This is a genomic window from Sphingopyxis sp. UBA6723, from assembly GCF_002454115.1.
Taxonomy (GTDB): Bacteria; Pseudomonadota; Alphaproteobacteria; order Sphingomonadales; family Sphingomonadaceae; genus Sphingopyxis.
The window spans coordinates 1-15732 of sequence record NZ_DKIH01000005.1; the positions used below are offsets into that span (position 1 = coordinate 1).

General features: G+C 66.0%; 13 protein-coding genes and 1 tRNA gene. 3 read left to right on the forward strand and 11 right to left on the reverse strand.

Annotated features, from left to right (window positions below; all coding sequences use genetic code 11):
* From B4F07_RS02710 to B4F07_RS02750, 9 genes are all read right to left on the reverse strand, one after another.
* Nucleotides 1-711, reverse strand: a 711-nt coding sequence (locus B4F07_RS02710) for an outer membrane protein (RefSeq protein ID WP_293704506.1), incomplete at its 3' end; no start/stop codon positions are given.
* A gap of 130 nt (nucleotides 712-841) precedes the next feature.
* Entirely contained in the window at nucleotides 842-1294 is a 453-nt protein-coding gene (locus B4F07_RS02715; protein ID WP_293704507.1) for a DUF2793 domain-containing protein, read from the reverse strand.
* 12 nt (nucleotides 1295-1306) lie between these two features.
* Nucleotides 1307-2824, reverse strand: a complete 1518-nt coding sequence (locus B4F07_RS02720) for a phage tail protein (RefSeq protein WP_293704509.1) — start codon at nucleotides 2822-2824, stop codon at nucleotides 1307-1309.
* 837 nt (nucleotides 2825-3661) lie between these two features.
* A complete protein-coding gene (locus B4F07_RS02725) occupies nucleotides 3662-4084 on the reverse strand; it encodes a peptidoglycan endopeptidase (protein WP_293704510.1) in 423 nt (140 codons plus the stop codon).
* Nucleotides 4077-4913 carry a DUF2163 domain-containing protein gene (locus B4F07_RS02730; RefSeq protein ID WP_293704512.1) on the reverse strand — a complete coding sequence of 279 codons (837 nt, stop codon included), beginning with the start codon at nucleotides 4911-4913 and terminating at the stop codon, nucleotides 4077-4079. Before B4F07_RS02730 ends, B4F07_RS02725 begins: the two co-directional genes overlap by 8 nt.
* Nucleotides 4907-7231: a DUF2460 domain-containing protein gene (locus B4F07_RS02735; RefSeq protein ID WP_293704513.1), complete on the reverse strand. Its 2325-nt coding sequence runs from the start codon at nucleotides 7229-7231 to the stop codon at nucleotides 4907-4909. The genes B4F07_RS02730 and B4F07_RS02735 overlap by 7 nt, the downstream gene beginning before the upstream one ends.
* A gap of 220 nt (nucleotides 7232-7451) precedes the next feature.
* Nucleotides 7452-8030 carry a tail tape measure protein gene (locus B4F07_RS02740; protein ID WP_293704515.1) on the reverse strand — a complete coding sequence of 193 codons (579 nt, stop codon included), beginning with the start codon at nucleotides 8028-8030 and terminating at the stop codon, nucleotides 7452-7454.
* A complete protein-coding gene (locus B4F07_RS02745; protein ID WP_293704516.1) occupies nucleotides 8023-8226 on the reverse strand; it encodes a phage tail assembly chaperone in 204 nt (67 codons plus the stop codon). The genes B4F07_RS02740 and B4F07_RS02745 overlap by 8 nt, the downstream gene beginning before the upstream one ends.
* A 292-nt stretch (nucleotides 8227-8518) precedes the next feature.
* The gene (locus B4F07_RS02750) at nucleotides 8519-9361 is read right to left on the reverse strand and encodes a TauD/TfdA dioxygenase family protein (protein WP_293699996.1); all 843 of its coding nucleotides are present in this window, start codon (nucleotides 9359-9361) and stop codon (nucleotides 8519-8521) included.
* Between the two features lie 170 nt (nucleotides 9362-9531).
* Between B4F07_RS02750 and B4F07_RS02755 the strand changes: the two genes are divergently transcribed.
* Together B4F07_RS02755 and B4F07_RS02760 are read left to right on the forward strand one after the other, a co-directional pair.
* Entirely contained in the window at nucleotides 9532-11130 is a 1599-nt protein-coding gene (locus B4F07_RS02755) for a peptide chain release factor 3 (protein ID WP_293699995.1), read from the forward strand.
* Between the two features lie 75 nt (nucleotides 11131-11205).
* Nucleotides 11206-11664: a hypothetical protein gene (locus B4F07_RS02760; protein ID WP_293699994.1), complete on the forward strand. Its 459-nt coding sequence runs from the start codon at nucleotides 11206-11208 to the stop codon at nucleotides 11662-11664.
* Here B4F07_RS02760 and dinB read toward each other — a convergent pair.
* Nucleotides 11657-12787, reverse strand: a complete 1131-nt coding sequence (gene dinB / locus B4F07_RS02765; protein WP_293699993.1) for a DNA polymerase IV — start codon at nucleotides 12785-12787, stop codon at nucleotides 11657-11659. The genes B4F07_RS02760 and dinB overlap by 8 nt on opposite strands.
* 99 nt (nucleotides 12788-12886) lie before the next feature.
* Here dinB and B4F07_RS02770 point away from each other — a divergent pair.
* A tRNA-Gly gene (locus B4F07_RS02770) sits at nucleotides 12887-12960 on the forward strand.
* 253 nt (nucleotides 12961-13213) lie between these two features.
* Here the strand turns inward: B4F07_RS02770 and bglX are convergent.
* Nucleotides 13214-15538, reverse strand: a complete 2325-nt coding sequence (gene bglX, locus B4F07_RS02775) for a beta-glucosidase BglX (RefSeq protein ID WP_293699992.1) — start codon at nucleotides 15536-15538, stop codon at nucleotides 13214-13216.
* Nucleotides 15539-15732 lie beyond the last annotated feature (194 nt).

Consider the following 15732-nt stretch of genomic DNA (forward strand, 5'->3'; position numbering starts at 1 on the left):
CGGCGGCGGCGGCGGGGCCACAACCGGCTCCGGTGCACCACCGAAGTTGAAGGTCAGCGTGCCCAGGACCGAGTGCGAACGGAAACGCGTCGACACATCGCGGCCAACCTGGTCAACCAGATCGACATTATCGACGTTGAAGAAGCGGTACTTCACGCCAACGTCGATGGTGTCGCTGAGCGGCGCGCGGATACCGGCAATTGCCTGCCAGGCAAAGCCCGTGTCCGAATCATCAAGGAACGCGCCGCCGTACACGGGTTCGACCGACACGCGGGCCACACCGGCACCACCGCCGATAAAGCCCTGGAGGCCGTCATCGTCACCGAAGTCGAGCATGCCGTTGACCATGAAGCTCAGCGCATTGCTGTCGCCGTTCAGATCGAAAGAACCGGTTGCGAGCGGACCAACACCACTAGCCGTCTGCGGGATCCCTGGGACACCAAAGCGGCCCGACTTGATGTCGGCTTCACGAAAACCAACTTCGACTTCGGCACGGAAACCGCCGAAATCGTAACCAACGGTGCCCTCGAAATCAGCGCCATAACGATGATCGAGCGAACCGGCGTTTTGCGTCGCGCCGATATCGAGATCCAGATCTTCAACGATCATAACGCCGGCGCCCACGCCAACATACCAAGAGTCGTCGCGCGCCAAAGCAGGCGACGCCAGGGCAGTGGAGGCTAACGCCACAGCTAAGGCAAGCTTCCTCATAGTAATTCCCCTTTCAAATTGAGATATACGTCTCGGCAGACGTCCTACTCGCCGCTTTGGTTCCGTGCAAGTGAACAAATCGCTAATCTGTTGCCAAAAAGTCGCACTTTTTAAATCCGCGAGCGGAAATTCAGCCTGAAATCAGAAGGCCCTGCGCCGCAAGGTGCAGGATCAACTTCGCCAGCGCGCTACGCGCTTCGGCATCGATTGTCGAGCCTCCGGATGGCACTGCAATCGGCCTCGGCTCGACCCAGGCGCCATCGTCGAATCGCAACCGCGCCCTATCGGTCAATCGAGTCACAATCATGCCAGCACGCGGCGCGGCGAATCGCCATCCGCCGACGGTCCATAGCGCGATCGCTTTTGCATGGTCGTGCCAGCCGCCCGTTGCATTGTCGCCGACCAGCCAGCATTGCCCCGGTGCGGGGTCGGACGGGGGATCGTTTATCGGGCCAGCCTCGACCGCGCTATGCACCAGCGCGTCGATCAGGGTCAGCGCTTCGTTATGCGTCAACTCTTTCTGCGCCTGCGCCACCGCGAGCAACGGCAGCGCATGGCGCGCCGTTATCAGCATATCGGTCATCGCATTCTCCTTTCATATCAGTGGCAAGACGAGCGGTCGTGACAGGTCGAAATCGCCGACCTGGCGAATCGCCAGCGCGGTCCCGGGCGGCAACGCCGCCATTACACCGGCGTCGATCGACAGCATCGGCGCTGCGCTTTCCCATGCCGCGATGCCCGGAACCGGGGGCGACAGAACAATGCGCCACGCCTCTTGCCCCTCCCCCAGCGGCAGATCGACATGGTCGCGCCAGCCGGCATCGGCCCGGCTCCGACGCCGCCACGATATCAGGACACCGCCCGCCCCGTCGGGAACGATGCGCCCATGCACCGGCGCCAGCGGCCGCAACGCTTGCCGCGCGGTCGGCACCGTCACGTCGGTCATCGCCGATCCGCCGCGCGGGGCCCATTGCACTCGCGCCGCGCCGCTTTCCGCTGCAACCGCCAGCGCCTCGGGTAACAGCATCGGCGCACTATCGTCGAGCATCACGAACGGCATCCCCGCCGCTTGCCCCGTTGCGCTCCCGGTCCCCGCCCGCCCACGCAGCAGATGCGACAACCGCCACGTTGCCGAGCCGACGACCTCGGCCGTGCCGAACTGCAACATTTCGTTTCCGACCATCGCCCGGTTGGCGCCGCCCAACAATGCGACCTCATCGACGGTTTCCAATGTCATCGATGGATTGACCAGCGTGACCAGCACCGAATGGACGCGGTCGACCAGAGTGTCGCTGCCCGCCGCCAGCGGTTCGGCCAACTGCCCCAACGCCGCCGCGGGGCGCACGGTGCCAAGCGCAATCGGTTCGCCATCGACCGCGGGAACGAACCAGCAATCGGCACCGCGCCAACCGTCATTGCTGCCCGCGGCGGCGATCAATATCCGCGCCGCCGCTCCCGGGCTCCCCAAATTCGGTAAGTCAAACAGATGAACGGTGCCCACCGCATCGGGCCAGTCGGGCGGTCGCACTGACACCCCCGGCTCGGCGGGCAGCGCGGCGGCGGGGACGGGCTGGTGCCGCTTCAGTTCCAGCATGATGCCACTGGCCCGCGCCTGCCGCCCCGCCAGCCGCCACTTGCTGCCGTCGGCCAGCACCACGATCCGGCCGACCGGCAGCGCCAGCGCCGCCAGATCGGCCTGCCAGATCAATGTCTCGCGCCCGTCTGCCGCGGCAGCGGCCAGCCGCTGCGCCAGCGCCCGCGCCACCGTCGCCGGCAGCACCGCGGGCAGGTCGATCCGGTCTTCGCGTACCCCGCCGCCCGCCACCGCGCTGCTCTGCTGGCCCAGTTGATAGTCGCGCTCGGGCTCATAGTGGCGCAGTCGAATTGCCCCCGGCAGCGACGCCAGCGGCGCGCGCTGCCGCTCGATTGCATCGCGCGCCGACTCCCCCCGCCGCGCCTCGCGAAAGTGGCTCAGTGCCAGCGGCGCCCCCGCCAGCGTCGCGGGTGCCAGTCGCCAGCCATCGGGGCCGTTCACCGCCCGCACGCCATCGACGTCGAACAACGGGGCGAGCGCATCGCGCGCCCGGTCGCCCGATGCGGCATAGCCCGCCACCGGCCATTCCCCCACACAGCGTCCCGCCTCGCCAAGCAACGCGTTCCCGATCACCCCCGCATTGACGCTCCCCGCATCGGCCTCCACCTCGAAGGTCAGCGACGGAATGCGGTTGCCGAACGCCCCCAAGCTCCAGCTCCTCCAACACGACATAGGCCAGCCCGCGAAACGCGCTCACCGAACCCGGCCCGACCGCCGACGCGATCAACGGATCGACCGCCTGATCCTCACCGCCGTCATGCCAGCGAAAGGTGCAACGCTCCTGAAACGTCCCGCTCGACCCGCGCAGCAAATTGCCGTCGGCCCAGATCCGCCGGATCGCGCGGATCGGGCGCGACGACAGGGCCACCGCCAGCGACACCGCATAGCTATATTCGGTGACCGACGGCCGCCCCTTGCCGCCGCCGCTCTTGGTGCGCCGTTCGATCAGGTCGGTTGACCAGATCACGCTGCCTGCGACGCGCATCGTCCCGAACAATTGTGGGATCTGCTGGCCATAGGTCGATGCCTGCACCTTCAGATCGGCCAGCTGCGGCCCCTCGCGCCCTTTCGGCTTGAAGATCGCGGCATCGACCTGCTGCCCCAGGCTCGCACCGATCGCCGCGCCAACCGGGCCGCCGATAAAGCCGCCGACCACCGTCAGCACCAACGTTGCCATGTCCTATCCCCATATCAGAGGCGCTGAAATCGGTTAACGCGGAGACGCGGAGACGCGGAGACGCGGAGACGCGAAGAAACAACAAAGGCGGCAAAGCCGCCCATAAGTCTTCTTCCTCCGCGTCTCCGCGTGAACAATTTCTTTTCTCTGCGCTCTCTGCGTCTCTGCGCGAAAATTCCTCAATCCAGCCCGAGCCGCCAAAACACGACGTCCGACAGTGCCGGATCGACCGGCGTCTCGACCACCCGCCGCAGCCCCGCGTGCGCGTGAACGAGGGTCGTTTGGCCCATCAATCCCAAATGAAATTGCCCCGCCGCCAACGCGATCAGCGCCACATCGCCGCTTTGCCGCGGGCCATCGACGGCAACGAAACCCGCGCGCACCAGCGCTTCGGCGATCCGCGCCCGCGACCACCCCCGCAGCGGATAATCGCTTGGCCGGATCAGCCGCCGCCCCGCCGCCGCATAGGCCGCCCACACCAGCCCGACACAGTCGAGCCCCGTCGCCGGGTCATAGCCCTGCGGCCGGAACCGCGCGCCGACCAGCCGCCGCGCGCGGACAAAGGCGCGCGCGCCCAAATCCCGTCCGCGCCGCTCATCCACCGGGATAACGCGTGAGCAAATCATTGCCCGGCAGATGCGCCTCCCCGCGAAAGTTGATCGCATTGGCAAATCGGTCGCGGCACGTCGCGAGCTGCTTGTCGCATCCTTCGGTCAGCCGCACCCGGGCCCCGTCCGGCACCGCAAACACCGGCCCCTCGGCCAGTTGCAAAACCGCGCCCTCGGCCGCGATCACCGGGCTCACCAGCCCGCAATTCGCCCCCTCGATCCACAACAGCTCGCCGAACGCCACCCCCGCGACCGCATGATCGAGCGTCACCGAGCGACCATCTACCGCGACCACGCGCCGGACATGAGTCAGCGGCGCCAGGTCAACCCGGCACGCCCGATCGCCCAGCATCGCGCGGCACGACGGCGACGTCGCCGGGCACACCGGCCGGTCGAGCACCCGCGTCACCCCCTGCAACTCCGCCGCAAACGCCGCCCCGCGCCGCTCGATAGCCCCCAGCGATCCGCGCGCCACCGTTACCGGTGCCGTCTCGGGCGCGGTCCAGTCGGTGACGAACAATTCCAGCTCCGCACCGTCCCAGCGTCCCGCATCCAGGTCGCGCGCCGCAATCGCATCGCTCGCGATCGCGCCTTCCAGGTCCATCGTCGCCGCGTCCAGGCTGTCGCTCGTCTCCAGCGCCGACGGTTTCATCCCCGGCGCCGCGCGATAGAGCAGCCCGCCGACCAGCAGGTCGCGGTCGTGCGAGGTCAGCCCGATCACCACCCCGTCGCGCCGCGCCAGCCGCCAGCACCACGCGAGCGTCACCACCTCCGCGCGCAGCCAGTCGGGCGCTTCCGTCAGCATCACCCCCGAACTCACCATGGCGCCCGCACCTCGACCAGAGGCACGCTCATTATCTCACCCGCCAAAAAGGTCGCGCAGCTCGCCTCCAGCCGGTCCTCGGCAAACCGCACCGGCACGTCGAACAGAAACCCTGCGCGCACCGCCACCCCCGCCGCGGGCGCGGCATCGAGCAGCACCTCGCCTTCACCCGTCACGACAAACGCCGCCGTCTCCAGCCCGTCGACCGACACCCGCACGCTGCCGTCAACCGGCAGCCGGATCGCGCGCACCTGCTCCGCGTCTCCCACACCATAACGCTTCATCAGTGCGAACTGCCGCTGCACCCCGTCGCCGACCCCCAGCATCTGATCACCCGCACTTGGCAATCCGCCGTCCGCTGCCGAACTCGCATCGAACGGATCGCGAAAGCGGAACCCCCGCGCCGCCCCGCGCCGCGCCCGAAAGAAATCGGCCAGCACCCGCACATCGGCCTCGGATCGGATCCCCGGCCCCGCGTCAAAGCGCATACGCGCCTCGGCCCACTCGCTCGACCGCTGCTCATGCCCCGACGGTGAGCTGACGATCTGGGTCGAATATTCGGTCGCGACCATCGCCTCGCGCCCGATCGCCAAGGGGAAGTCCACCGCATCAAAAGCCTGCACATCATCCTCCCCGTCAAACGCCACAAAGCCGTCGCGCGCGACCTGCGGCAGCGCCCACACGAATGTCCGCGCCGCCCCCGCCCGCCGCGATGCGTCGGCCGCATCGGCAATCGCCCGCCACTGCCCGCGGTCCTCCACGTTGAGCACAAAGCCCGAAAAATAATGTTGTTCGTGAACCGGATAGCCCAGCCGCTGCACCATCGCCGTGCGGGCCGGCGCCGTCTCGGCGCCGCGTCCCGCGGTCACCCAATCATAATCCTCCAGCTGCAACACGTCGAACGCGGGCTTGGCCCACCCCAGCGGGACATTCGCGCGCCGCAATTCGGGCGCCGCCGGATCGAGCACCGTCGGCAGGAACACCAACAGGTACGACGTAAGCCCCGCCGCCCCCGCCTCGTGCCGCGCCGCCGCGACCAGCGCCGCTGTCGAAGCTGCGAGCAGCGCCCCTAGCGCATCGAGCATCGCCCGCTGCGCCGCATCCAGCGCCCCGCGCACATCGGCAATCGCCACGCTCGCTGATCCCAGCGCCGCATTCGTCGCGCTATCATAACCGCAAATCTTCCCGCCCGGATTGACCCACCACCACGGCTCGCCAACCTGGAATTTCGGCGCCAGCCCGGCATCGCGCCCGATCGCGACGAACGCCCGCGCCACCAGCTGCAAATATCCCATCGCCGCCGCATTGGCGGGCGACAGCAGGGTCGACGGCGGCACCCAGCCGGTCAATGCCGGGGCGCCGTCGGCGCCCCGCTGCTTCCAGTCGTTCCAGCAGTAGGCGTCGAACAATTCGTACGACAGCGACCAGATCAGCCCCAACCCCGCCGCCGCGCACGCCGCCGCCAGCGCCCGGTGCCATTCGGCGGTCGGCCGGTTGAGCACCCCGCCCGCCAGACTGACGTAGAATCCGCCCCCTAAGGCTTCGAGCCGCATATAATGGCTCATCCCGACATAATGGACGACGTCGCCGCGGTATCCCAGCTGCACGATCTGCCGCACCACCCGCGCCGGGGTCAGATGATAGCAATCATCATAGCCGTTGGTCATGCCGAGCGCCGTTTCGGGCAGCATCGCATCGCCGATCGCGAGCACCGATCCCGACCCCGAACAAACAATGTCGCTCATCTCGGCCCAGCCCTCGACCGGCGCCGCCAGCACCCCGTCGCCGCCATCATAGGTCGGCGGCACCAGCGAGATGAACATCCGGTCCACGTCGCCCGCCCACACCGGATCGGCCTCGCCGGGCAACAGATACCCGCCGTCGAGTGCATCGAAATCGAGCGTGACGAGCGCATCCTCGGCGCTGCCGACCGCATAATTCCACAGCCGTACATACCAGGCCCGCGCCGCGCCGCTCGCATCGCGCCCCTCGATCGTCAGCGTCGGCCCGTGCAGCGCATCGAGCGGCTTCATCCCGCCCGACCGCCAGCGGAATTTCAGCTGCGTGCGCCGAAAATCGCGCTTCGTCTCATACGCCAGCAGCGGGTGATCCCAGCGATCCTCCGCCTCCCAGATCAGCCCCGCCAGATCCTGCTTGCGATAAAACACCGCCTCGACACGCAGCGCCCGCGCCGCCGGATTGGTCACGCTCGCCATCATCGGCCGCGCAAAATCGACCGTCCAATACCGTGGATCGAACCGCTTGACCCACCCCTTGCGATGATGCGGCTCGCCCGCCGCCACCAATGCCCAGCCCATCACAACCGCCTTTCCGGTTTGCTACGTCCGCGCCTCAAACATCCCTCTGCCGTTCCCCCGCGAAGGCGGGGGTCCATCACCGGAGCGATCGGCACTCCACCAATGGTTGCCGGTCATCGAGAGGGTCGGTGATGGGCCCCCGCTTTCGCGGGGGAACAAACCTGGCTTCGGTCGCGCGCGAAATTCGATCTCATCCCCTGCGGATTCGGTGAGGAACGCCCTAATCCTCACCCGCAGCCACCGCCCGCCGCACCGCGCGCGCCAGCTGCCGCCCGGTCTGCGCCAGCCGCTGCGGCTCGCTCCCCACCTCACCCCGCACATTCACCGTGATCGCAATGTTGCGCACGCCCGCGCCTGCCGCCTCGACCCGCCCGCTCGACGTCGGCACGAATAGCTCCGGCCCGCGTTCGCCGACCCGATAGGCGCGCCCGGCGCTCACCGGCCCACCCGTCGCGCGTCCCGGCGCCCCGAACAGCGCCATCGCGATCGACGTCCCCAACGACAGCAACCCCCCGGCCCCGCCGCCTTGGCCGCCGCCGCCCAGCGCAGCGCCGATGCCGTTCGCAATTGCCGCACGCGCAATCTCCGCCATCACCGACAGCGCCAGCCGCTTCAGATCCTCGAACCCCAGTTTGCCGCTGACAATGGCGCGCGACAGCGCATCTTCGATCCGTCGCCCCGCCGCATCGGCACCCGACCCCAGCGCCCCCTCCAACTCACCGCGCAGCGCCGCAATGTCGCGCCGGAACGCCCCGGTGTCGGCGCGCACAGCCACCACCATCTCGTCAATCTCATCCATCGGGAAATTGCTCCATCAATGCTGCCAGCGCGGTGCCGTCAAAACCGGCATCACCGCCCGCATCGACCCACCCCGCCAAGACCGCCCGCACATCGGCGGGCGTCGCGTTCCAGAAAATGTCGGGCGACCATCCCGCCACACGCGCCATCACGCCGAGTAGGGAAAGGGCCGCATCGCCCATGCAAATTCGCGTCACATCGATCCTCCCTGTGGCGAAGCCATGGGGAGGGGGACCGCCGCCGCAGGCGGTGGTGGTGGGGCGCTGACGGTGCGCTAAAGCCCCTCCGTCAGCGCTTCGCGCTGCCACCTCCCCATCGCTTCGCCACAGGGAGGATATTCTTCTCCTCGTCATCCCGGACTTGATCCGGGATCCCGCTTTTTGACGCGGCGACCGGCTTCGCCCTCAAGCGGGACCCCGGATCAAGTCCGGGGTGACGAAAAGGGGAATGGTCGCTCGCTCCCTCAAACAGCCGCTTCACCCATCAACCCTACCCCTCCCACGCCGCGATCGTCGTGCGGTGGAGCAGGCGGTCGTGGCCGTCGTAGCCGCCGGTGGCGCGGTGGAGGAGCGAGCGGTTGTCCCACAGGACCAGCATGTCGGGTTCCCAGACATGGCTGTAGCGAAATTCGTCGCGACCCTGCCATTGCAGCAGTTCATAGAGGATCGGCAGCGCCTCGGCATCGTCCATGCCTTCGATGCCCATGATGTAACCGGCGCAGCCGAACAGCCCTTCGCGGCCGGTTTCGGGGTGGCGGCGGATGAAGGGGTGGAGCTGCGTCGCCAGCGCCTCGTCGCCCGAGCGGATGTCCATGCTGCGATCTTTGTCATTCGCGCCATACATCCCCGACGGCGCATAGCCGCCGCGCGCGCTGTGGATCGCCTGCTTGTTCTCGATTTTCGCGCGTAGCGCATCGGGCATCGCATCCAGCGCGGCGTGCTGGTTGGCAAATTCGGTGTTGCCGCCGACGGGCGGGATGGTGATCCCGAACAGGCAGGTTCCGGCGGGCGGGCGCGCCTGAAAACTCCAGTCGCTGTGCCAGTTTTCGGCGAACAAGGGCGAGGTTTCGTCGGCGCGGCGCTTGACGGCGATGACATGCTGGCGGCCGGGGATCGGCTTGATGAAGGGATCGTCGCCGAAACCGCCGAAATAGCGGGTGAAACGCTCCAGATCGTTGTCGCGCATCGTCTGATCGGGGAAGGCGAGGACATGATGAGCGAGCCATGCGGCGCGGATTTCAGCGACGGTGTCGGGAGCGAGCGGCTGGGTCAGGTCGATGCCGGTGACGCGGGCGCCGCAGGACTGGCCGCTGGGGGTGATGGTGAGGGTCATGGCGCGATGCTGCGCCGGTTCATCGGCGAGGTCAATTGGGAGGCAGGCGGGCAAACCAAATGGGCCGTCGCTTGGCCGGCGGCGGCCCAATCCGGCGGATGCGACAATCGCGCGCGAGGCGCGATGCCAACCCTTTCCACATCTGGCGCCACCTGCTAACCGCCCGCGCCATGTCCCAGACGCATCCCGACCGCCGCACCTTTGCCATCATCTCGCATCCCGACGCGGGCAAGACCACGCTGACCGAGAAATTGCTCGTCGCCGGCGGCGCAATTCATATCGCGGGCGAGGTCAAGGCACGCGGACAGGCGCGGCGCGCGCGGTCCGACTGGATGAAGATCGAGCAGCAGCGCGGGATTTCGGTGACCTCGTCGGTGATGACGTTCGAACATGCGGGGCTGGTCTTCAACCTGCTCGACACCCCGGGACACGAGGATTTCAGCGAAGACACCTATCGCACCCTGACCGCGGTCGACAGCGCGGTGATGGTGATCGACGCCGCAAAGGGCATCGAACCGCAAACGCTGAAGCTGTTCGAGGTGTGCCGGTTGCGTTCGGTTCCGATCATTACCTTCATCAACAAGGTCGATCGTGAGGGCTTGCCGCCGTTCGAATTGCTCGACGAGGTCGCCGATCGGCTCGCGCTTGACGTCTGCCCGATGAACTGGCCCGCGGGCATGGGCGGGCAGTTCGAGGGGATTTACGATCTGGTCGATCCGGCGATCATGAAACCGGGCGGCGATGCGTCGCGGATGTATGAAGGCCACCGCGCCAAGGTGGCGGGGCTCGACGATCCGGCGCTGGCGGCCGAAATCAGCGCCGATGCGCTCGCGCACCTGAAGGAAGAGACCGAGCTGGCGTCGGCCTGCTACGCGGATTTCGACGCTGCCGCCTATCGCAATGGCGACCTGACGCCGGTCTATTTCGGCTCGGCGTTGAAGGAATTCGGGATCACCGACCTGCTCGCCGCCCTGGCGCAGCACGCGCCGGGGCCGCAGCCGCAACCCGCCGAGCCCGCGCCGGTGCAGCCGACCGACGATGCGGTCACCGGCTTTGTGTTCAAGGTCCAGGCGAACATGAACCCGGCGCACCGCGACCGCATCGCGTTCATGCGCCTGTGTTCGGGCAAGTTCGAGCGCGGGATGCGCTTGATGCAAGGGGGTACCGGCAAGGCGATCGCGATCAGCCGCCCGATGCTGTTCCTGGCCCAAGACCGCGAAATGGCCGAGGAAGCGTTTCCGGGCGACATCATCGGCATTCCGAACCATGGTACGCTGCGCGTTGGCGACACGCTGTCCGAACGCACCGACATTACGATCACCGGCCTGCCCAATTTCGCCCCCGAATTGCTGCGCCGCGTCGCGCTCGTCGATCCGACCCAGACCAAGAAACTGCGCAAGGCGCTCGACGACATGGCCGAGGAGGGGATCATCCAGGTTTTCTATCCCGAAATCGGCGCGAACATGATCGTCGGGGTCGTCGGGCAATTGCAGCTCGAAGTGCTGATCAGCCGCCTCGACGCCGAATATAAGGTGGAGGCAAAGCTGGAGCAGTCGCCGTGGGAAACCGCGCGCTGGATCGCCAGCGATGATCCCGCGAAGCTGAAAGCGTTCCAGTCGGAACATCGCGGCGCCAGCGCCACCGACCGCGACGGGGCGCCGGTTTTCATGGCCAAGGACGGCTGGGAAGTCGGCTACATCACCCAGCGCAATCCCGACATCCGCTTTACCGCGACGAAAGAGCGGCGGTTGGGGGCGTTGGCCGAATAGCCTGCCCATGCAGGGTTGATCGCGCGCGCCAGGTCCGCCACCATGACGCCGCTTCGGGCTGACGGGAGGATGACGATGCGGATAGCAATGCTGACGCTGGCGGCGATCGCCAGCTGTGTTCCTGCGATGGCGCAGTCGGCCATAAAATTGCCGATCGCGAAGGGGTTATGGACCAACGATAACCAGAAATGCGCGACGGTGCGCTATGGTTATGTCTTTGACGGGACGCGGTGGGGCTCGCTCTATTTCTATGGGCCGACCGGTAATCTTGGCCCCGCCGCCGAATTGCGCCCGATCACGCAGACGCGGGTGGTGGAGGGCGGTTTCACCCAGATGCAGTTCGACGGCTATGATGGTGCAGGCTATTTTCGGGTCAAGGCGACCGGCACCGACGGCGCGCTCTATCGCGTTGGTGCGCCGTTTCGCGAGGAGATCCAGGTGTCGGACGAACCACTCATCCGCTGTGCCTTGCCGACGCTATCGCCCAGGATGCAGGCCGCGATCAGGCGCCATGCGCCCGCGGCGGCTAAATAAGGCTGAGCAGATCGGCGGGCGCCGCGGCGTCGGCTTCGTCGTCGTCCTCTTCGCCTTCGAATTTGCTGAGCGTCAGCCCAAGCAAGCGGATGCCCTGTTCGGTCGGGAGCAGCGGTGCCAAGATCGCTTCGCCCGCTGCCAGTAGCGACGCGCCGTCGGTGATCGGAGAAGGCACCGATTTCGCCCGCGTGATCGTGCGGAAATCGGCGTAGCGCAGCTTCAGCGTCACCGTCCGCCCGCGCGCGCCTTTTTTCGCCGCCCTGTCCCACACCACGGCGCAGACATGTGCGAGCGCCTCGCGGATTTCGGTGTCGGTGATCAGGTCTTTAAAAAAGGTGCGCTCGCCGCCCAGCGATTTGAGCGGCCGGTGTGATTTGACGCGGCGATGATCGATGCCGCGCGCGAGGTTGAACAACCATTCGGCGCTGTTGCCAAAGTTCTCGGCAAGCCACAGCGGGTCTTTGCCCGCGAGATCGGCGCCCGAAAACACGCCGAGCCCCTCCATCTTGGCCGACGTCACCGGGCCGATGCCGTGGAAACGGCGGATCGACAATGTCTGGACAAAATCAGCGCCCTTGCCGGGCGGAATGACGGTGAGCCCGTCGGGCTTGTTCTGGTCCGACGCGAGCTTGGCGATGAACTTGTTGTACGACACCCCGGCTGAGGCGGTCAGGCCGGTTTCCTCGCGGATGCGGCGGCGGATCAGCTTGGCGGTCGCGGTCGCGCTACCCAGTCCGGCCTTGTCGGCGCTGACGTCGAGATAGGCTTCGTCGAGCGACAGCGGCTCGACCTCGTCGGCATAATCGTGGAAAATTGCGCGGATCTGGTGCGAGACCTCGCGATAGGCGTCGAAGCGCGGCGGCACAAAAATCAGCTCGGGACATTGGCGCTTGGCGGTGATGCTGGGCATGGCCGAACGCACCCCGAACTTGCGCGCTTCATAGCTGGCCGCGGCGACGACCCCGCGCCGCGACGACCCACCGACCGCGACGGGCTTGCCGCGCAGCGAAGGATCGTCGCGCTGTTCGACCGACGCATAAAAGGCATCCATATCGACATGGATGATCTTGCGAACGAGAGCGTCCGTCGGCGTGTCAGGGGCGAGGTCTGCGACGTCTTCCACGCGCGCAGCCTAGCATGTTGCCACGATGTTCTCAATGGCGCGCGCAACGCGGGCTTGACGGCGATGGGGCAAAATGGCAATCGCCGCCGACCTTGGTGAGCGGGTATAGCATAGTGGTAATGCTCTAGCCTTCCAAGCTAGCTAGGCGGGTTCGATTCCCGCTACCCGCTCCAATCCTTCCGTCCGGGGGCGCCTTGGTTGCCGTGGCGACGCGCGCTTGTTCACGCTGCCTTGTTGGCGGCAGGCCTGAGCGGCGGCGGCCGCATTTGATCATAGTGGCAGATTATGAGCGGCTTTGCTGCCGATTGCAGCGGCGAACGGTGGGCGCGGATGGCGGCTTGAGGAAAAGCGGGCGCAAGAGAGCACAACCGGTGCGCCGCGCGCGGGGCTACTGCTAAATGAAGGCCGATGGAGAATCATCGCCTGCTATTCGATCAATGTGAAGCTCGCTTCCGATCCAGTCGCGGAAGACGGCCCCACCCAAAGCCTATATTGTCCGGGCTCACTGCCCCAGCTCAAGTCCTGTCGGGTGAAGGCGAGGTCGGCATCGGTCAGCGTAAAGCGGACGGTGCGCTTCTCGCCTTTTTTCAGGCTGATCTTCTCGAACCCCTTCAACTCCTTGACCGGCCGGGTCACCGACCCGACGAGGTCGCGGACATATAGCTGTACGACTTCCTCCCCGTCGCGGGCGCCGCTGTTGGTTACTGTCACGCTGGCGGTCAAGGGTTCGCCGGGACGGATTTGGGTCTTGTCGAGCGCCACCGGCGAATAGGTGAAGCTGGTATAGCTGAGACCAAAACCGAAGGGATAGAGCGGCGTGTTCGGGGTATTGAGGTAGCGCGAGACATATTTCGCGCCGGGCGCGCCCAGCTCGATCGGACGTCCCGTGTTTTTCATGTCGTAATGGATCGGAACCTGGCCCACATTGCGCGGAAAGGTGACGGGCAGTTTGGCAGACGGATTATAGTCGCCATACAAGACATCGGCGATCGCATGGCCACCCATTGTGCCGGGGTACCAGGCCTCCAGGATCGCATCGACATTCGCGTCCGCCCATTCGATGCTGTTTGGCCGTCCGCTCATCAGCACGAGGATGATCGGTTTGCCGGTTTTCTTCAGCTCTTCGAGCAGCGCCTGCTGGTTCCCGGGCAGGTCGAGCGAGGTGCGGCTCGCCGCTTCGCCGGTCATATCCCAACGTTCGCCCATCGCGGCAATGATAACGTCCGATTTCGACGCCAGTGCCAGCGCCTCGGCAAAACCGTCCTGTTTGCCTGCGTCGTCAAAGGCATAGCTCCCACCCTTCGCGTACGCGACCGTCGTTCCCTCCGGTGCGCGCGTCTGCAAGCCTTCGAGCAACGTGATCGGGCGCGTTTGGCGGTCGCCAGCGGCGGACCAGCTGCCAATCATGTCTTCCTTGCTGTTCCCGAGCGGACCGATCACCGCGATGGACTTTGCAGTGGCGGCGAGGGGGAGGACATTGTCCTTGTTCTTGAGCAGCACGATGGACTTGCGCGCCACATCGCGTGCGGCATCGAGGAACTCGGGCTTGTAGATTGTTGCCTTTTCGCGCTTCTCATCGGCGTAGCGATAGGGATCGGCGAACAGGCCGAGGCGATATTTCATTTCCAGGATCGCTTTCACCGCAGCGTCGATCCGCGCCGTGTCGACTTTGCCCTCGGCGACCGATTTGGCGAGATTTTCCATATAGACCGCGCCCTGCATATCCATATCGACCCCGGCGGCCATCGCCTGCTCGCCCGCCTGTTTCAGGTCTTTCGAATAACCGTGCGGGACCATTTCGTTGATCGAGGTGTAATCGGTTACGACAAATCCCTTGAAGCCCCATTTTTCGCGCAGAATGTCGGTCAGCAGGTAGCGGCTGCCCGACGCGGGGACACCGTCGACTTCGTTGAACGAGGTCATGAAGGTCGCCGCACCGGCATCCGCGGCGGCCTGGAAAGGTGGCAGATAAATGTCGCGCAGGGTGCGCTCCGAGATATCGACGGTATGATAGTCGCGCCCGGCCTGCGCCGCGCCATAAGCGGCGAAATGCTTGGCGGTGGCCAGGATCGTGTCAGGGCGCGACAGGTCGCTGCCCTGATAGCCGCGCACGCGGGCCTTGGCGATCAGGCTGCCGAGATAGACATCTTCGCCGGCCCCCTCCGAAACGCGGCCCCAGCGCGGGTCTCGCGCGATGTCGACCATCGGCGAAAAGGTCCAGTGGATACCCTCGGCGGCCGCCTCGATGGCCGAGATTCGGGCTGCCTTTTCAATGGCCTGAAGATCCCAACTCGCGGCTTCTCCCAGCGAGATCGGAAAGATGGTCCGGTGGCCGTGAATCACGTCATAGCCAAAGAGCAACGGAATCTTGAGCCGTGTGCCTTCCACCGCAAGCGCCTGCAATTCGCGCGTATATTTGGCGGTATAGGCATTGAAGATCGCGCCGACGCGGCCGGCGCGAATGTCTTCCTTATAGCTGTCGCGCATCGTCGGGCCGGTCGATTCCCAATTGCTGGTAAGGAGCGTCAGCTGGCCGATTTTTTCGTCGAGCGTCATCTTGGCCATCAGATCGGCGATGAAGCGGTCCATCTTGGGATCGGGGCGCATCCAGCCCGCCGCATCGACCGGCGCCTTTGCGCTGGTACTCGCGCCCGTTGTCGGCTTTGCCATCAGCGGCGCAGGCGCCAGCTGACCGGCCAGCAGCAGCGTCGCCAGAGTCAGGCCAGTGAGGTTGCGCGAAATCGGCGGCATGATTCGTCCTTCCCAGTCGTTATACTTATAGATTCTCACACGGATCCGCCGAAATTCGGCACGAAACCGGCTTGCTTCGATCGTGCTTCTCTGTGTCGCTTCCCCCCTATACAGTGATCGTGAAACCGGTTACAAATCAAAAAAACAACGACGCGATTTCCCGCGATTCGTCGCTGCACCGGAGGCAAGGTCGG